The following is a 19,526-nucleotide window of genomic DNA, read 5'->3' on the forward strand; positions in this document are numbered from 1 at the left end:
AATTAAAAGCTAAGCTATTCCTTGATGTCGTCGAACACACTATTAAATCTCGATTCTATGATCTATGACATCAACGGGATTCTAGACAACTAAAAGCTTCTCATCTACTCCAAATTTGATGAAAAAAACCGTCATACAAGATGACAGTTTAAGTGTTTTTTTCCATTTGATTAATGATGACATAGGCAATCAAAGCATCATGGAATTCTTTAATATTGAGTCCACTTAATTGGATAAATCGTTCAAGTTTGTTCATGAACGTATTGCGATGCATATAGATCATCTTGGCACCAACGGATATATTAAAGTTGTTTTCCATATAAACTTTAGCAACTTCTAATAAGTCATAGGGGATTTTGTTAAACTTCTCGACAAAATGAGAATAGCCTTCGTATAGATTTAAATTTTGAATCATATATTGTAATAGTAAATCGTGTGAACTAACCGTCAACTTAGTCGTATTTCGATATTTTTTATAAAGTTCATATTCATTCAAAAAGGCCTGCGAAATGTTTGAATCAACTAAATAACAGTCTGATTGATAAAAATTAATGTTGTGATAGAAGTCTTGTTGAATCGCTTGTGCGAGTTCTTCTAGATTATGTTCTTCTTTTGTTTGAAAATCGATAATGACACCAAACTCACGGCTTAAAAAGAGGACAATACATTTTTCATTTAATTCTTTGATAAGTTCATCAAACTCTAGTTTAGTATCACCATCAAAATGGTGGGCAAAGAAGATGAATCTAATTTCATTTCCGTCTTTTTGAATCATGTCTAGTAAACTTTTTTTATTGTGTAACAGTAATTCTAGCCACAATAATTTGATTTGTTGATTGAAATCAACGCCTACAACCTCTTCAAGCATAACCCCTAGTAATTTTTTCTCTTGTTTTGAGATCCCTTTTTTGATACCGATGAGGTGATTTTGATCATCTTTATACCAATAATAGTCATTTGGATAGTCTGGAATTTCATCAATGATACATTGTTCCCCGTATAATTGTTTTAATTGTAAAAGCATATGACACCCTCACCCTTCCCCTCATAATATATACAGTAAGTATATCATTTTTTAAATTCCTATAAAATAGCAGTTTAACGGATGAGGGTATTAAAAAAGATTTACTAGAAACTTATAAAGGAGGATAAAAAGATGCCTAAAACAATTAGTCCTAGTCAGCTTTCTCAACTTATGGGTAGTAGTAAGCAAAAACCAATTGTCATTGATATAAGATCTCCCTATGAATTTTCGGAGTTTCATATTCCTGGTGCAGTTAATATTCCATATCAATCGATTGTCATGTACCCCGAAAAATTTTTAACGATGAATTCAACCTACTTTTTAATTTGCGATAGTGGGAGTGAAAGTTATCGAGCCTGTATGATGCTAGAACCTTTGGGGTACCGGGTAGTCTCTGTGCAAGGTGGTTATGCTAATATGCGATTCAGATAAAAAAAGGGGCAAGAGTGTTTAACATTCTTGTCCCTTTTTTAAGGCTTTAAAACGTTTAGGTAAATCTGTTTGAAAAAGATGTCTCTCTTTTGTAATCGGATGAGTAAAGCTTAGTTCATAGCTATGTAAGAGATGTCCCTCTTCTAGCTCTAACGCGAATTCATCATACAGTGTATCCCCAACTAAGGGATGACCTAAATAATTCATATGGACCCGAATTTGATGTGTTCGTCCTGTTTCAAGTTCACACTCGACAAGCGTCGATTTTTCCCATACTTCAAGCACCTGATAATGGGTAATTGAATCATCACCATCTGCACGAACACAACGTCGCACATTTCCTTCGGATTCTCTTGCAATCGGCGCATGAACAGTCCCTGAATTTTTTTCCATCACTCCCTTGACAAGCGTATAATACTTGCGCTTAATCTGCTTCACATCTTTCGTTAGCAAATGGTGAATGTGGCGGTACTTAGCGACCATTAAAAGCCCGGACGTATCACGGTCTAACCGATTGACAAAGTGAATCGTCGAGGCAATCTCATGCTCATTGTAATAATGAATGAGAGCGTTGGCGAGCGTTTTTTCTGGGTGACGTAAAGAGGGTATCGTTGGAATGCCTGCTGGTTTGTTGATGACCAGTAAATACTCGTCTTCGTACACTACATCAAGCGGCATCTCATACGGAGTCAGCCCTGTACTTCTCTCTTCTTCAGGAAATGTAATCACTAAGACATCTCCCTCTTTTAAAAGATAGCGAACATTTTGATGCTCACCATTCACTTCCATATTTCCACCACGATGTTTCGTCGCAACAATGGCTTTTTTAGAAATGTCTTGTTTTTTCAAAAAATTAAGCAGTAAGGTTTGATCATCTGCTGCTTTGATTTCATAGGTTAATGTTAAACTCATAGATTCCACCTTAACTTTTAATTCTGATAGATAAGTCCAGATAAATTTTATCAAGACTTTTTAATATCTGCCCCAATATTGAAAGGTCCTTTCAAAACATTTCAATTTTTCTATAGAAAATGATCTTTTACACGTCCCCAAAATGGTACATCATGACGTTTAATAAATTTGACGTTACGATCAGAAAGCGTCACTTTAACACGATTAATATGCTTATAAGTGGCATACAAATGATCTCTTGTAATTGTAATATCCTCAAAGTTTTCTGACTCTAAGATGACCATTTGTTCTTTTGGAATAATCAACGGTGATCCAATCGTACGATACACATTATTATTAATTGATCCAATCTCTGTCATTTGAAAAGCAGATAAACTCGGATATAAAATAGCTCCCCCTAATGATTTATTATAGGCGGTACTTCCGGTTGGTGTTGAAAGACAGAGACCAGTCCCTCTAAATGATTCAAAAAACAAATCACCAATCGTGACGTTAAAGTGTTGAGTTCGAAACGCATTTAAGATCGTCATCTCATTAAACGCATATAACTGATGACAGTCCCTTTCATCATAGCAGAGTTTAATTGACAGTAATGGGTATTCACTAATTTTTTGTGCATCTTGATGGATAAAGGTAATTAAATCATCTAATTCTGTTGGCAGCCAGTCCGTGTAATATCCAAGGTGCCCCGTATGAATTCCAATAAATTTAACTGTTTCAATTAAGTATAAATAATGATGGACGGCATGTAAAACCGTTCCATCTCCACCAATGGTAAAGACGATATCTGGATACTCATCATCTATTTCAACCGAAGCAGCTTGAAGCCTTTTTAAAAGCTGTGCTTTTACTTCTTGAGAATTTTCGCGTTCATTTGCGTAAATCGAAACTTTCATATTAGTCACCTTTTTGTTGTTTAATTACATAGTCTTCATTCACATTGACAAGACTTGTGGGTGGTTCAATAATACGGTATTCATCTGTTTTTCGTTTTTCAAATGTTTTCTGTGCTTCAGCGATTTCATCGCGAATCTCTGACATTTGTCGATCAAGCCATCCAGCTGCTTCAGCCGCTTGTTTTAAGCGATCTTTAATTTGATCTGGAATTTGACCATCGTATTTATAGTTTAAAGAATGCTCAATACTTGCCCAGAAATTCATCGCAAGCGTTCGAATTTGGAACTCAACTAATACTTTTTTCATCCCATCAATGGTTTCTAGATGATAGTAAGCATGAATGTGATACGAGCGATAACCGCTGTCGCGTTGATTTAAAATGTAATCTCTCGTTTCTACAATTTCAAGATCGTGACGTTTTGTCAATAAATCGACGACCATGTAAATATCTTCGACAAACTGACAGTTAATTCGAATTCCCGCAATATCATACACTTCATCTATTGCATTAATAGATAACCCCATTCGTTCAAGCTTATCTAAAATACTTGAGATAGTTTTAACCCTCCCATCGACAAATTCAATGGGTGAATGGAGCCCTTTTGTTTTATATTGTTGCCTAATTCCCCTTAAATTGATTTTTAATTCTTGTAATGCTAATTCATAAGGCTCAAAAAAACTTAACCAATCCATTAAACATTCACCTCTAATTCCTCTCTTTTACGTTTACTTTCAAATGGTTTTCATATACTTTTTTTCAAGTTAGTGACAATTATAACTATCTATTATTGATTATAACACGAGGATACGTCATAATAAAATATAGAGGTGATTTTAATGGCAACAAATCTTGAAATTGAGTTCAAGAATATGCTAACTGAACAAGAATATCAACAACTTTTAAATAAGTTTTCGATTAACGAAGAACAACTGTGGACGCAAAAAAATGTGTACTTTGATACGCCGACAGGACAGTTAAAAAAACTTGAAGCGGCTCTTCGTATCCGTGTTAAAAACAGTACTTATGAATTAACCTTAAAAACAAAACAAGCCGTCGGTTTACTTGAAACGAATCAAATGATTACCAAACAAGATTATCAAGCTTTAAAATACGATAAAGTTTTAGTGAAAGGTCCCGTGTATGAGGCCTTACAATCTTTATCCGTTGATGTTAATCATCTTCTAGTCATCACTGACTTAACAACCAAACGTGCTGAAGTGCCATATAAAGAAGGTCTTCTTGTGTTAGATAAGAGCTTTTACTCTGATGTGATTGACTATGAATTAGAATATGAAGTCACTGACTATGAAGTGGGATTACGTCATTTCAATGACCTTTTAAAACAATATCATATCCCAACGCGTGAAACTGAAAATAAAATTAAACGTGCAACCAATGCGATGAATAAAAAGAAAAACTAGCCTAAGGCTAGTTTTTTTGTTTTAATAAATTGCCAACTTTTCTATCCTCTTCTAACACTTCTTCTAACTGATGATAAACACGGGGATACTTTAACACTTCATAATACCCCTTGTGATTGGATATAATCTGTAAACGAGCTAAAATCAAAAGATAAGCCTTCAAAGCTTTAATGGCATATTGATCAATTTTTAAGTGATAGTGACCTTTTAATCTATTAACTAAATCCGTCAGGTTAAAAAAACTTCCAATCTCTTTCGACATAATGAAACCAATTAAGACATACGCTTGCCAAATAAAAAGTGGTTTGGTAAATCCCTGATGATTCGCAATGGGCCATCCAACTTCAGATGGCATAAGCGAGAGTGTTAGACGATGCCCATAGCAAAGTCTAACCAACTCTCTTTCACTTTTGATGTATTGTTGCCATTTAATACATCTAAATTCTTTTTTTATCGCTAACCATTGTGTTAAATTAACACCTTCACACGCTTCTTGATCATTTAGCAAATCGGTCATCTGTAAATTTTTTAAATATACTCGATTTGCCTGTGCTTTAACCTCTTTTGGGTTAAGCCAAATAATTTGATTAAAGAGAGTAACTTCTTCGGTCATAATATTTAGATGAATCAGTGGATGATGTTTATTTAAAGCCATGACTTTATTTATTAAATAGGTTTGAGGCTTTTCCTTCAAATCTCCAATAAAAACCCATAGGACCTCAATTCCTTTTGAACGATAGTCTTGAACTCGCGATTCAAACAAGCTTTGACTTATAGCACTTTTTTGAATTTCAATAACATAAGCTTGATGATTCCATTCAAAATAAAGATCGGCAATTCGTAAGATATCTTGAAATCTTTTTTCAATCCTGATAGAGGTTGCCCCTTGACGTTCTAGGTACGAGGCAAGTAAAAATTTTGAAATTCTATGCTCCTCACTTTCAGATTCAGAACATTGATATTCACATGGCACTTTATGAGCAAAATGAGCTCTTTTTTTCATCCCATACTTTAATATCATGTCCCCCTCGCAATGTGGGCATATGTAAGGTAAGTGGTTTTGATGCTTTTGTATAATTTCGTTTCGACTAAGTCCTGTTAAATCAATGAGTTGATTGTTTAATTTTGCTGTTAACATGTTATCACCTAACATGATATACGCTTATTTTAACGATTATCTTTTTCAAGAAGCAGTATTTTGCTCATTTAAAACTTCTTCAAGTCCTCTAATCATCTCATCCATGATATCTAAAAATTGAATATCACCTTGTGCGGCATAGCCCATTAGTTGTTTAACTTTTTCATTCAAATTGGTCGGATAAATATCGCAACTATCTTCCATGATTTGAATAAGACGCTTTTCCCCCGGATGATAAACTTCATTTATCGCAAAAATGATATCAAAATAACTCGCTAAAAACTTGCTGACTCTTGGTGGAATACTCAACGTGTCTTGGCGAATAATCGCTTGTTCAAGTTGATGATAATAAGAAGAGAAACTATCTTTTAATAGAGGAAAATTTAAATCAATAATATTTTCCTTTAGTTGCTTGGGATAAGTAGTTGCGTACTTTTCATACAACGCTTTTAGGCGTCCCCCTTTATCAAACAAAATGGTGGAATCCATAAAATTACGAATAAAACACGTCGTATAGCCTACCTTTGCTACATGACGTTCCATTACATCATATAATTCCTGCTCAAGTTCTGACAAAATAATAAATGAAACCGTAATCTCAACTGGAAAATCACTCAAGAGAAAATGATCACTTGTGACGAAGGATGGATAATTCATCTCTATTTTTGTCGCATATTTTAAAATTATTTGTCGTCTTTTTTCTTCCGTCAAAGGATTTACTAAATAAACATCTAAATTAATATCCGATAAATCATCTTGTAAACTTGCTGCTTTAGAACCAGCCATCGTTAAACCAACAACTTCTCCTAATTCAGAATAGTCGGCAACAAGTCGATGCAGTATTTCATTTAAATTAATCATCTCTTCCCCTCCATCACTTTGATTTAGATACCCTGACATCTCTTAACATTCATTTTGTTTCTTATAAAAAAACAACTAGTTTCAAGTAGCTGTTTGGATTATTAGTCATTGTAAGAACTCAATTCATTCTATTCTTTATTCCTACTCTTTATGTCCATTTTTGTTTTTTTGCATAAAAAAAAAACAGTATTGAAGTAGAATGCTACTTCAATACTGTTTTACTTAACTTCTGTTTGTTCAATAAAATTATCACTTAACGCACGTTCTAATGCTTTGACATATGAACAATTACAGTTATCACAATTATTACAATACATGACATTGCGTAACTCACGCGGTAAGAAACAACGAATTTCTTCATCGTTATATCCAATTTGAAGACGATGTTTATCGACAATAATCGGGCGTCTTAAAACACTTGGATTCGCAACGATAAAATCTAATAACTCATTAATTGTCATTTCATCTGCATCTAAATTGTTTTCTTTAAATGCTTTTGAGCGAGTTGAAATAATATCTTCAAAACCATTTTCCGTTTTTTCTAAAATATTTTTTATATCTTCTCTTGTAATCTTTGTGACAAAAAGATTTTTTTCAATATATTTAATCCCGTATTCATCTAGCCATTTTTTAGCTTTACGGCATGAAGAACAACTTGGCGATGTATAAATTTCAATCATTTATTATCCCTCCACGATAGTCAAGCACTATCTTCTCTATTGTACAATACACATTAAAGACTGACAACGTATAATATTTAATATTATTAGTTTTACTCCAGCTAGAACTGTTATACATGTCCTATTTCTACCTATTTGTCAAATGATATGATTTATTTCTTTAAAATTGTATCGAACTCATAAGGAAAATACAAGTAAAATATAAAAAATAAATTTAGTTATAAAATAATAAATATTGTTAATCCACATCAAACAACATTTTTCCCAGATAAATACAATTCAACGAACTAAAAAAGGATACATCGATTGTTCTAGATAAGTTTTTCACATTTAGAAAACTTTTACTTTACCTAGCAATTGCCTGTGGCAATCTACGCTTCAACTACTAGATTCATCCACAAAACATCGGATTTCTTCCTTTATATCCAAACAGTTGAGAAAAGTTCAGAGCTCGTTTTACTCGCTACTTAACCTCCGAATCTAATGTCCATCCTTTTATCATGATGCGTTAAAACTCCTTAAAAGGGGCACCATCTACTAATGGCTTGAAGACTAAGTCTGATTATAAAATGATGACGCTTTTCCCGTTTGTATATAGTAAAAAGATGTATCTAATTCGATACATCTTTTTATGATTAAGTTATCGTTCGTTTTGCCAAGTTTTAATTTCTTCAGCTGTTCCAAGGACAAAGTGTCCAGGACTAACTTCTGTCCACTCTCCTGCATAGTAATCCACTTTAGATTTATCATAGACAATACGTTGACGATTACGTTCATAATTTGGATCTGGTAAAGGAATTGCTGATAATAATGAACGAGTATAGGGATGAATCGCACGCTCATAAATATCTTCTGCACTTCCAAGTTCAACTAAGCGTCCTAAGTGCATAACACCAATACGGTCTGAAATATATTTAACCATTGATAGGTCATGCGCAATAAATAAATACGTTAATCCAAATTCTTTTTTAAGCAAGTTCATTAAGTTAACAACCTGTGCTTGAATTGAAACGTCAAGCGCTGAAATTGGCTCATCCGCAATAATAAACTCTGGATTTGTCACTAAGGCACGAGCAATCCCAATACGTTGACGTTGCCCACCTGAAAATTCATGAGGATAACGTCCAGCATGATCTTTACTTAATCCAACTGCTTCTAAAATTCGATAAACTTTTTCTTCACGTTCTTGTTTTGTTTTAGCTAATTTATGAATGTCAATTCCCTCGGCAATAATGTCGATCACACGCATACGAGGATTTAAACATGCCATTGGATCCTGAAAAATCATTTGCATTTTTTGACATACTTCAGCTTTCTCAGCTTTCGATAATTTTTTTGCAATGTTTTTTCCTTTAAAGATAACTTCTCCAGCTGTTGGTTGATATAAACGAATAATACTACGTCCAGTTGTTGATTTTCCTGAACCTGATTCTCCAACTAAACCAAATGTTTCACCTTTATAAATTTTAAATGAAATATCATCAATGGCTTTAACTGTGATATGACGATTAATTTTAAAATACTGTTTTAAATTTTTAACTTCTAATAAAACTTCACGTTCTTGATTACTCATGATCATATCCCCCTTTAGCACGAAGACGTAAAACAGCAGCTGGTGGTGTTACTTTAGGAGCTTGTTCATGTAATAACCAAGTTGCTGCATAATGAGTATCACTTACTTTAAACATGGGTGGTTGTTCCTCAAAATCAATCTTTAAAGCATACTCACTACGAAGTGCAAAAGCATCTCCCTTTGGCGGCGTTAAAAGGTTAGGAGGTGTTCCTGGAATGGCGTATAATAACTCCTCTTTTGTATCTAAATCAGGCATTGACGCCAATAATCCCCAAGTATATGGGTGACAAGAATTATAGAAAATTTCATCACTAGTTCCAATTTCACAAACACGTCCTGCATACATAACAGCGACACGGTCTGCTACATTCGCCACCACTCCTAAGTCGTGCGTGATGAAAATAACAGCAACATTTGTTTTAGCTTGAATTTCTTTAATCAATTCTAAAATCTGTGCTTGGATGGTTACATCAAGAGCTGTGGTTGGCTCATCACAGATTAAAATACGAGGATTACATGCTAAGGCAACTGCAATAACGATACGTTGACGCATCCCTCCTGAGAATTGATGAGGATATTGCTTCATACGCTTGTCTGCATCACTAATTCCAACTAAACTAATTAATTCTTCTGCACGTTTTTTTGCCTCTGCTTTCGAACATTTTTGATGTTTAATAATCGGTTCCATGATTTGTTTTCCAATCGTCATCGTTGGATTTAATGACGTCATTGGATCTTGGAATACCATGGCAATCTCTTTACCACGAACTTGATGATATTCACGCTCTGTTAATTTGGCTAAATCAATTTGTTCCCCTGATTCTTTTGTATATAAGATCGATCCATCTGTTACTTTACCATTTTCAGCAAGAATCCCCATAATGGCTTTTGATGCAACTGATTTCCCTGATCCTGATTCTCCAACGATCGCTAGAGTTTCGCCCTCATGTAGAGTAAAACTCACACCACGAACTGCAGAGACAGGACCTGCAAATGTATCGAATGTAATAGTTAAATCTTCAACATCTAAGATTTTCTTCATGTATTCGTCACCGTCCCTTTCTATTTACCGCGTAAACGTGGGTCTAACGCATCGCGAAGACCATTCGCTAATAAGTTAATCGCAAGCATTAAATACACCATAAAGAATGATGGAATAATCATTAAATATGGATAACTTGTCATAACTTTATTACCGTTACTTAATAATACCCCAAGTGATGACATTGGAATTGGAAGACCTAAACCAATGAATGATAACATCGCCTCAGTTGCAATAGCTCCTGGAATCGAGAAAGTTGCCATAACAACTAATTGTCCGATAATATTTGGGAATAGGTGTTTGAAAATAATACGAGTACTACTTGCTCCAAGTGTTGTTGAAGCCATAACGAACTCTTGATCTTTTAATTTTAAATATTGAGCACGAACGACACGAGCAACTGAAATCCATCCTGTTAAACTCATGGCGATAATTAACGTAATAAATGATGCCTGTACATTAGATAATTTTAAATGTAATAAGCTCTCTATCCCATCAATGAATGGATCTCGAATGGTAATAAAGATAATTAAAACAACGGTTGTTGGAATACTTCCCAAAATTTCTGTAATACGCATCATAACGTTATCAATAGCAGTTCCTCCATAGAATCCAGCGATTGATCCGTATAAAATACCAATTGTAAAGTCAATAATTAATGATAAGAATCCAATTAATAAAGAAACTTGAACCCCTGTCCATAAACGAGTCCAAACATCAAAGCCTAACTCATCTGTACCAAAATAGAAGTATAAATGTTCAATATTGTTTTTAACATAGACATTGACTTTAACTTTTAGCATCTGAACACCATATTGGTCAACGCTACTACTAATGAATTCAAATGAATCTAAATCACTGTACGAAGAGTATTCACTCATTAACTCACTAACAGGTACCGTTTCAGTTGTGCTTGCCCCCGTTAACTGAATGGTTACTTCTTTATTTTCTCCCTCACCTGTCCATGAAATAATTTGATAATCATATGGATGATATTTAATTCCTAAGGCTTCAACAAACTCAGCTTTTGTTAAAGGTGAATTTAATTTACTAATGTCTTCAGGTAAATTACTTCCGACCATTAATTCTAGGTTTGTTAAGTCTTTTTTCATTGTTCCATCCGCAATTCCAAGTTTTTCAATTCCTGGAATACGAGGCGGTAAATAATTCAAACGACCTTTTTCAATTGCAACGCCAGTCGATTCTTCAATAATGATTGGAGTTTGATCATAACGAACAGCATTTCCATTTGAGTGTTTTGGTCCAATCATTTGTGCTAAGAATGAAACAACAACTAAAAGAATAATCGCATATAAAGAAATAATTGATGGCTTATTTTGGCGTAAACGGCGGAAAGCATCTTGCCAGAAGTTTAAACTTTCTGTCTTGATTTCATCCCCTTTTGCATGATTTAACTGCGCACGCTCAAATAATTCTGGATCAAATTTCTTATAAATCATTATTTTCCACCTCCTGCAAGACGAATACGAGGGTCAATAATTCCGTATAAAATATCGATAATTAAGATGACAACAACGTATAAGAAACTATAGAAGAAAGCAATTCCAAGTGTTAAGAAATAGTCATTCATTGTAACCGCATCTAACATTAACTTACTTAATCCTGGTACTCCAAAGAATTGTTCAATAACTAAACTTCCTGTCATAATCGAAATTAACATCGGTCCAATAACTGTAATAACCGGAATTAAGGCATTACGTAAAGCATGACGTGTAATGACTTGTGATTTTGTTAATCCTTTTGCACGTGCTAAAAGAATATAATCTGTATTTAATACTTCAATTAATTCACTTCGCATATATCGCATTAATGATGCAATAACTGGTACTGCTAACGATAAGGATGGTAAAATTAATGATTTAAATTCTGCTAAACGTGTTACCCCACGAATTGGGTCGTATGATTGGTAAAGATAAGGTAACCAACCAAGTTTATTACAAATAAAATATTGTAAGAAAGATGCTAAAACGAAGGATGGAATCGAAACCCCTAGTACCGCAATAATCGTAATTAAATGATCCCAAACCGTGTTTCGGTTCATTGCGGCAATGGCTCCAAGGATAATTCCGACTGTTACCCCAACTACTAAGGCAATAGCCCCTGGTTTAATCGTATATGGAATACGAGATAAAACTAAATCCGATACTTCTTGGTTCTGTAACTTGAATGATGTCCCAAAATCTCCTTTTAACACACCTGTCATATAGCGTGTATATTGCACTGGAACTGGATCATTTAATCCGTATTTATTTTCAAGAATTGTCTTTTGTGCATCTGATAACTTTGGATCTTCAAAAGGTCCACCAGGCATCAGCTGTAATAACAGGAAGTTAACCGTTAAAACTAAAAATAGTGTGATGACGATATAACCAATACGTTTAATAATATATTTAAACATATTTTAACTCTCCCCTTTCTTTTTTAAGTTCAATATGTCTCCCACAACTAGCTATCATAATTTTTTGATTCTTATTAAAAAATAGATTTAAAAAGATTAATACGCATTAACTTTTTTTTAAATCTATTTTTTAAGCTAATTGATTTTAAATAAGCATAAGACTAAATGATTAGCCTTATGCTTGCTATTTGCTATTGAATAAATAGAATTTTTCATTTATTCAATAGCTGTTTTCATGTTTTAAAACTTAAAATTTAATTCACTGAGCTAGAATGATGACTTTTTTAAGCGTCATTTTTACTCAGCAATATCTGTCCACTTGAAGAAGTAGTCAGGTCCTACTTGTTGTGGCCAGTAATTTAATAATTTAGGATCGCGTAATCCAACACTTCCTCGTTGATATAAAGGAATGAAGGCTTGATCTTCACCTAATAAGATTTCTTCTGCATCTGCTAATGCTTTAAAACGTGCTTCTAAATCAGTTACTAAATCACCTGTTTTAGCTGCAGCGATTAATGCATCATATTCTTCATTAGAATAACCTAATTTATTTTGACCATTTCCAGTTGTAAACATATCTAAGAATGTCATTGGATCTGCATAATCAGGAGACCATCCAGACCATACCATATGGTAATCACCTGAAGTCGAACGAGCTAACTTTTCAGCAAATGGTAAAACTGATAACTTGATTGTTAAGTTCTCGTCACCTAAATTAGCCTCTAAGTCATTTTTAATAGCTGCCCCAACTTGAGCGGCACTATCACCTTCGAAGATAATGATTTCTAATTCTAATGCTTGTGTAACCCCTGTCGCTTCACGAGCTGCTGCCCATAATTTTGCTGCTTCTTCAGGATTATAAGAGTTGTATCCATTTGCATTTTCTTCATTTACATTACGGAAATCTACACCTTCATAAGCTGTATCTGCTGGTCCGTAAACAAAGTTTTTAGGTACAAAGTAATCTGCTGGTAATGAACCATTTGCGAATACATTGTCTGTGATAAATGCTTTGTTAATTGCCATATTAATTGCTTTACGAGCATCAGTGTTAGCAAGTAATGTTTTCTCAGGAGTCATAGCACCTTTACCGTTGTTAACTTCTAAGTAGAACATTCCAGTGTCCCCATAAGCAACGGCATCTGGACGTGAACCATAAGTTTGAACGTTAGCACCTGATAAACCAATTGATTGGATTGATCCTTCTAAGTATAATCCAACCGCTGTATTGTTATCGATACCTGGTACAACACGGAAATCTACACCATCTAATGCTACATTTTCACTATCCCAGTAGTTAACATTTTTCTCGATGTAGAAACGTTCAGAAATTTTCCAATCTTTAAATACAAATGGACCATTGTAAATAAAGTTATTAACATTTGTACCAAATTTATCTTCAGTTACTTCATTAACGAACGCTTCATTTACTGGATAGAATGAAGGGAATGCCATTAATGATAAGAAGTATGGCGTTGGAGTTTCTAACTCTACTTTTAATGTGTACTCATCAACTGCCGTTACACCTAATGCATCAATTAATTCAGACATATCAGTACGTGCTGCATCAACTGATGCAAAACCTAATGCTAAAATTGCTTCTTCAGCTGAAGCCATTTTCACTTCTAAGTCAGCTTTAGCTTCATCATATTGAGCTTGTGCTGTTTGTGTATCATTATCTTTATAATCGCTTAATTTTAAAGCTTCTAAATCTGATTTATATGTATCGTAAGATACGATTGATTCTGCTAATCCTAAAGCATCATTAGCTCCTTTGATTCCTGCAGTTTGAATCATGAAGTTATATTGAGCACCACTTGTTGGGTCAATTAGTTTTTTCCAAGAATAAACAAAGTCATTTGCTGTTACAGGAGCATAAACTGATCCATCAGCTTTAACCCAATTTGAATCTTCACGTAATTTGAATGTGTAAGTTAAACCGTCTTCAGAGATTTCCCAAGACTCTGCAGCTCCCGGTTCAATTGATCCGTTTTCTCCAAATACTACTAATCCTTCTAAGATATTTCCAAGCATTAAGAATGAAGCTGAATCTGTTGCAGCCCATGGTACTAATGATGGAATGTTAGAAGTTTGTAATAGTTTTAACACTTTTTTAGACGTTGAGTCTGTTGTTTGTGATTGAGTCGTACTCTCAGTACTCGGTGTTTCAGTTGCATTTTTATCAGATGAACATGCAACTAATCCGAAGGCACAGAAAGCAGCAGCAAACACAGTTAATAATTTCTTATTCATGTTACTTCCCCCTTCAATTTTGTTTCCAAAATTGGAATATTTTGTACCATATTTTGATACTTGTTACTATTTTATAATCGACTCCCCCATTTGTAAATCCCTTTTTCTGGTTTGAAAGCGTTATTTGTTAATAAAAAATAAATATACTGTATAAATTCACTAAAAATACCCAAAATATAAGTTTAAATTTTATAAATTAAATAAAAATGTCCTGAGTTATCTTTACTTTCATACACATTACTGTAAATATCTGTTATAATAGTCTAAAAATTTCAGAGGTGATGAGCTATGACACAAAGATATTCAGTATTTTTTAAATCCATTGCATGGATGCTTGGCATAACGACCTTCTTCTTAATGACACAAAGCATCGTGCGTTTTAACATTTTGGGGGAAATTAAAAGTTTATTTAATCATTTTTCAGTAACAGACTTATCGTTAATTTTCAAACAATTTGTTAGCCACTTTTCACTAATCAATATGATTAACACATTATTCCTAGTTGCACTACTATTTTTCTGCATCTACTGCTTTAAATGGATTTTAGATCAAGGTGCTTTCTATACGTTCCAATATTCATGGCAAAAAACAAAACGTTATGTCCTCTTTTTCTTACCAAAATATTGGCCAACGAAAAAAAATATCGATAAACAAAACGACTATGATGAAGAAACGGGTGAAAAAATTTTTCATACCTTCGAAGAATTCTATGAACATAAACAGGCCTCAAAATGGGAAGACATCAATCAACTCCTTCTTTCCTCAATCGTTTTAGTTATTTTTACAACTATCATTTCATTCATGATTATCTAAAATCACCACAAATAGCGTTACAACTCGACAAAACTTTTTGTTTTAGAATAAGTTCAGATAGATTTTCATGTTTGAATAACTCTTTCTTCACATATGTCTTCAAGGATAGGAGACCCAGTATTAAATATTAAATTGATTGACATTAAAGACATTTCTATTTCCATATAAAAAAGGTGAAGCGACATTAATCGCTTCACCTTTTTACTATTTTATTTTTTCAAATTGTCCCATATAAAGTTGATAGTAATCACCTTTTTGTGCAATCAACTGTGCATGCGTTCCTTTTTCAGAAATCTCACCATTTTTAAGTAATAAGATTTCATCCGCATTGACAATCGTTGATAAACGATGGGCAATAATGAAACTTGTTCGATCTTTTAGTAAAGTCTGAATCGCATCTTGAATAAGCTTTTCTGTTTCAATATCAATTGAAGCTGTCGCCTCGTCTAAGATTAAAATGGCTGGATCAGCAATCAAGGCTCTAGCAAATGAAATTAATTGTTTTTGCCCCGTTGATAAACCTGAACCGCCCTCACCAATGACAGTGTCATAACCATCAGCTGACTCCATAATAAACTCATGTGCATTGACAAGTTTTGCTGCTTCAATGATTTCTTCATCTGTTGCATCCAGCTTTCCATAACGAATATTTTCTTTAATACTTCCACTAAATAGTTGTGGCGTTTGTAGCACATATCCTAAATGAGAATGTAGCCATTCTTGAGATCTTTCGCGATAATCGACACCATCAATTAAAATTTGACCACTCGTTGGTTCATAGAAACGGCAAATCAAGTTAACGATCGTACTTTTTCCAGCACCTGTGGGTCCAACAATCGCTACACTGCTACCAGCTTTCACCTTAAGATTCATATGTTCCATTACTGTTTCACCAGATTTATATTTAAATCCAACATCAATCAGTTCAATATCTCCGTGAAGGGGTTCCCAGTTTTCTTTTTTTAGATTTCCAATTTGCCCATATTTTTTGATAACATCAGGTCGATCAATAATATCAGAGTCCGTGTTAATTAATGAGATAACACGCTCAGCTGATGCTTGAGCATCTTGAAAACGAGTTAATAAGTTGGCAAGTGTTCGAATCGGATCATAAAACAACGTTGAGTAAGAAATAAAGATGACTAAATCTCCGTATGACAATTTTCCATTAAACACGTCGAACCCACCTTTATATAAAATCAAGGCAATTCCTACGCTACCAAGAGCCACGATAATTGGATAATAAACTGCATTAATGATTGACGCTCTAACAGAACCATCGCGCATCTCTTTTGTCAAATGACTAAACTCATCTAAGTTATCATCTTCCGTTACTAATGTTTTCGTTGTCACCGCTCCCGTAATTCCCTCATTAAACGCACCCGTAATTTTAGAGTTCATTTTACGAACACGGCGATATTGTTTTAAAATGCGTGTTTGAAAGAAGTAACTCACAAGCGCTAGAATTGGTAACACGGCAATCGTAATAAGTGCTAATTGCCAGTTCATAATAAACATCGCAATCATGACGAAAATCATGACCATAGTTCCCCAAACAGCGTCCGTTAACCCCCAAGATAAAATTCCGCCAATTCGATTTGTATCTGAAGTTAAACGAGACATCAGCCATCCCACAGATGACGTGTCATAAAATGAAAAAGATAACTCCTGTAATTTCTTAAACGCATCTTGACGAATTCGATAACTAATATGTAATTGTAATCGGTCAGATAACATAATAAATGACCAAACAATAAATCCAAATAGCATAATGACAAGTAAATATAAAATTCCAAATCCTTTTAATCCATCTAAATTCCCCGTTAAAACATATTCATCAATCACCATCCCATTTAATTGAGGAATGGTTGTATCTAAAACAGCAAGTGTAATTGCCGTGATGAATAACAAGATGACATCTCGCTTCGCATCACTCATGTATGAGAGGACCTGTTTCCACGTTTTAAAATCGGCCTTTGTATACTCAGCTTCTTCAAACTCTTTCGCCATTATTACACCCCACTTTCTTCATTCATCAAGTTCAGAACTTCAGCTTCTTTTTGATTTTGAATTTCCCAGAAAGTTTGATATAAGCCTTCTTGATGAATAAGTTCTTCATGTGTTCCTCGTTGAATAATGTGTCCCTTATCTAGCACAATAATTTGATCGGCATCTTTTACCGTGCTGACACGATGCGCAATAATAAAAGTCGTCACATCTTTTGATCGCTCATTTAAGGCGCGACGAATTTCAATATCAGTTTCGGTATCGACTGCACTTAATGAATCATCGAAGATTAAAATAGGACATTCATTAATTAAAGCACGTGCAATTCCAACACGTTGTTTTTGTCCCCCTGATAAAGTAACCCCACGCTCTCCAACGATGGTATCATATCCATTTTCAAAATCTTCAATGACGTGATGAACAGATGCCAGTTTGGCAACGGATTGAATTTCATCTTCATGTGCATCTTTTTTAGCAATGGCAATATTTTGTTTAATTGTTTTTGAATATAAGAATAACTCCTGTAAAACAGCCCCAATATGAGCACGCATCCATTTATGATCGATTTTTTTTAGTTCAACGCCATCAATTTTAATTGAACCTTCCGTATAATCATATAAGCGTAACAATAAGTTCATTAGCGTTGTTTTTCCTGAACCTGTTCGCCCAATAATCGCAATAGTCTGACCTTTTTCGACTTTAAAGCTAATATCTTTTAAAATACGGTCATGATCTTCATATTCAAATCCAACGTGATCAAATTCGATAGATCCCGTGATTTGAGGTTTTTGAAGACCTTCTTCAAATTCAATCGGCTCATTTAATACTTCATTAATCCTTTTGACCGATATCGTCGTTTTTCCAAGATCGGTTAACACGCGTCCAAGTTGTCGAACCGGCCAAATAATCATCGATTCATACGAGATAAAGGCTTGGAGTGTCCCGAGGGTAATTTCACCTTTGATTGTAATATATGCTCCATAGATAATGACGACAGCAATTTGTAAGAAACTTAAAAAGTCTGAACTTGACCAAAAGAGTGCATTTAGTTTGGTCATGACGTAGCTTTTCTCTTTTAACTCTTGATTACGTTTTTCAAATTGTTTAATTTCATATTCTTGGTTGCAGTAAGCTCTGACCACTCGAACCCCCGTTAAGTTTTCTTGTAACGTCGTTGAAAGTCTCGCTTCCGATTCATCGGCTTCTTTAAATGATTGCTTTACTTTTTTAAAGAAGATAAAGCAAAATCCAAATAAAACTGGCGTTAAGCAGACACTGACTAACGCAAACTTGACATTTAAAGATAACATAAACGAGAAGATAATAATAAAAATTAAAACGGCATATCCCATCTCCACAAGTTGAGAGGATAAAAATAGGCGTATCGTGTCAATATCTGATGTACAACGTTGAATTAAGTCCCCTGTTTCAACGCGCTTATGATACATAAAAGATAATTGTTGGATATGATGATACATTTTATCTTTTAAATTTTTCGCTAAATTTTCTGAAGCTTCTGCTGACCATTTTGCCTTTAAAAAGTTAAATAAGGCATTAATCACTGTAAATATCATAATTAAAGCTCCACACATTAATAACTGTCCTTTAAAACTTGAGACAGATAAAACAATATCCGATATAAAGGTTGGATTCCCTTCAGTTGTTTGTTTAATAACCATGTCAATCGCTGTTTGGCTGACCAGTGGAATTAACGTTGAAAACACAATTCCAAATGCAGTTGCCATTAAGGCTCCGACTACTTTTAGTCGTTGCCCTTCCATCCATTTAAAAATACTTTTAAACTCTTGCATCTTCCTCACCTGACTTTCTTAAACTACTTATGCAAGACTCCCTCTAAACTTTTAATGTAAAACCACTTTAAAATCATTTAATTTATTCATTATGATCGCCCCTTAATTATTCAAAATAACCATCATTTACCCATTATACACACTTTACTAAAATATGGAAGATGTTAATTCAAACATTTTCATTATTTTTAAAATCACATAGATTAAACAAAAAAAAGAGGTCTCAGAAGACCTCTTTTAAC

General features: G+C 34.1%; 17 protein-coding genes. 3 read left to right on the plus strand and 14 right to left on the minus strand.

The features are described 5' to 3' along the window. Positions 1-148 precede the first annotated feature (148 nt). A complete protein-coding gene (locus tag HMPREF9402_RS05690; RefSeq protein ID WP_009606810.1) occupies positions 149-1,024 on the minus strand; it encodes a helix-turn-helix domain-containing protein in 876 nt (291 codons plus the stop codon). A 132-nt stretch (positions 1,025-1,156) separates the two neighbouring features. On the opposite strand from HMPREF9402_RS05690, the gene HMPREF9402_RS05695 reads away from it, so the two are divergent. Beyond that, on the plus strand, positions 1,157-1,456 hold the full coding sequence (locus HMPREF9402_RS05695) for a rhodanese-like domain-containing protein (protein WP_050780857.1): 300 nt from the start codon (positions 1,157-1,159) through the stop codon (positions 1,454-1,456). Positions 1,457-1,474: 18 nt separating this feature from the next. Here HMPREF9402_RS05695 and HMPREF9402_RS05700 read toward each other — a convergent pair whose 3' ends face one another. The 3 genes from HMPREF9402_RS05700 to HMPREF9402_RS05710 all read right to left on the minus strand — a co-directional run bounded on the left by HMPREF9402_RS05700 (position 1,475) and on the right by HMPREF9402_RS05710 (position 3,958). Next, positions 1,475-2,368, minus strand: coding sequence for an RluA family pseudouridine synthase (locus HMPREF9402_RS05700; protein ID WP_009606837.1), 894 nt, complete (start codon positions 2,366-2,368; stop codon positions 1,475-1,477). A 110-nt stretch (positions 2,369-2,478) separates the two neighbouring features. Next, positions 2,479-3,264: an NAD kinase gene (locus HMPREF9402_RS05705; protein WP_006783748.1), complete on the minus strand. Its 786-nt coding sequence runs from the start codon at positions 3,262-3,264 to the stop codon at positions 2,479-2,481. A gap of 1 nt (position 3,265) precedes the next feature. Continuing rightward, the gene (locus HMPREF9402_RS05710; RefSeq protein WP_006783749.1) at positions 3,266-3,958 is read right to left on the minus strand and encodes a GTP pyrophosphokinase; all 693 of its coding nucleotides are present in this window, start codon (positions 3,956-3,958) and stop codon (positions 3,266-3,268) included. Positions 3,959-4,102: 144 nt separating this feature from the next. On the opposite strand from HMPREF9402_RS05710, the gene HMPREF9402_RS05715 reads away from it, so the two are divergent. After that, positions 4,103-4,687 (plus strand): CYTH domain-containing protein, encoded by a 585-nt coding sequence (locus HMPREF9402_RS05715; protein WP_006783750.1) that lies wholly within the window; start codon positions 4,103-4,105, stop codon positions 4,685-4,687. Between the two features lie 7 nt (positions 4,688-4,694). Here the strand turns inward: HMPREF9402_RS05715 and HMPREF9402_RS05720 are convergent, their stop codons facing one another. From HMPREF9402_RS05720 to HMPREF9402_RS05755, 8 genes are all read right to left on the minus strand, one after another. Next, positions 4,695-5,825 carry a competence protein CoiA gene (locus HMPREF9402_RS05720; RefSeq protein WP_006783751.1) on the minus strand — a complete coding sequence of 377 codons (1,131 nt, stop codon included), beginning with the start codon at positions 5,823-5,825 and terminating at the stop codon, positions 4,695-4,697. Between the two features lie 45 nt (positions 5,826-5,870). Then, entirely contained in the window at positions 5,871-6,686 is an 816-nt protein-coding gene (locus HMPREF9402_RS05725) for a DUF4037 domain-containing protein (RefSeq protein ID WP_006783752.1), read from the minus strand. Positions 6,687-6,904: 218 nt separating this feature from the next. Beyond that, the gene (locus HMPREF9402_RS05730; RefSeq protein WP_006784306.1) at positions 6,905-7,366 is read right to left on the minus strand and encodes a Spx/MgsR family RNA polymerase-binding regulatory protein; all 462 of its coding nucleotides are present in this window, start codon (positions 7,364-7,366) and stop codon (positions 6,905-6,907) included. A gap of 640 nt (positions 7,367-8,006) precedes the next feature. Next, complete coding sequence (locus HMPREF9402_RS05735; protein WP_006784305.1) at positions 8,007-8,939, minus strand: ABC transporter ATP-binding protein; 933 nt, start codon at positions 8,937-8,939, stop codon at positions 8,007-8,009. After that, positions 8,932-9,981: an ABC transporter ATP-binding protein gene (locus tag HMPREF9402_RS05740; protein WP_006784304.1), complete on the minus strand. Its 1,050-nt coding sequence runs from the start codon at positions 9,979-9,981 to the stop codon at positions 8,932-8,934. Before HMPREF9402_RS05740 ends, HMPREF9402_RS05735 begins: the two co-directional genes overlap by 8 nt. 20 nt (positions 9,982-10,001) lie before the next feature. Then, entirely contained in the window at positions 10,002-11,441 is a 1,440-nt protein-coding gene (locus HMPREF9402_RS05745; protein WP_009606815.1) for an ABC transporter permease, read from the minus strand. Beyond that, on the minus strand, positions 11,441-12,400 hold the full coding sequence (locus HMPREF9402_RS05750) for an ABC transporter permease (RefSeq protein WP_006784302.1): 960 nt from the start codon (positions 12,398-12,400) through the stop codon (positions 11,441-11,443). The genes HMPREF9402_RS05745 and HMPREF9402_RS05750 overlap by 1 nt, the downstream gene beginning before the upstream one ends. 297 nt (positions 12,401-12,697) lie before the next feature. Then, a complete protein-coding gene (locus HMPREF9402_RS05755) occupies positions 12,698-14,653 on the minus strand; it encodes a peptide ABC transporter substrate-binding protein (protein ID WP_009606821.1) in 1,956 nt (651 codons plus the stop codon). Positions 14,654-14,941: 288 nt separating this feature from the next. Here HMPREF9402_RS05755 and HMPREF9402_RS05760 point away from each other — a divergent pair, with 288 nt between their 5' ends. Continuing rightward, positions 14,942-15,466 (plus strand): DUF3899 domain-containing protein, encoded by a 525-nt coding sequence (locus HMPREF9402_RS05760; protein ID WP_006784300.1) that lies wholly within the window; start codon positions 14,942-14,944, stop codon positions 15,464-15,466. Between the two features lie 204 nt (positions 15,467-15,670). On the opposite strand, the gene HMPREF9402_RS05765 is transcribed toward HMPREF9402_RS05760, so the two are convergent. Together HMPREF9402_RS05765 and HMPREF9402_RS05770 are read right to left on the minus strand one after the other, a co-directional pair. Beyond that, positions 15,671-17,476 carry an ABC transporter ATP-binding protein gene (locus HMPREF9402_RS05765; protein WP_006784299.1) on the minus strand — a complete coding sequence of 602 codons (1,806 nt, stop codon included), beginning with the start codon at positions 17,474-17,476 and terminating at the stop codon, positions 15,671-15,673. A gap of 2 nt (positions 17,477-17,478) precedes the next feature. Further along, positions 17,479-19,284: an ABC transporter ATP-binding protein gene (locus HMPREF9402_RS05770; protein ID WP_009606834.1), complete on the minus strand. Its 1,806-nt coding sequence runs from the start codon at positions 19,282-19,284 to the stop codon at positions 17,479-17,481. Positions 19,285-19,526 lie beyond the last annotated feature (242 nt).

Origin of the sequence: Turicibacter sp. HGF1, assembly GCF_000191865.1 — a bacterium.
GTDB classification, from domain to species: Bacteria; Bacillota_I; Bacilli_A; order MOL361; family Turicibacteraceae; genus Turicibacter; species Turicibacter sanguinis.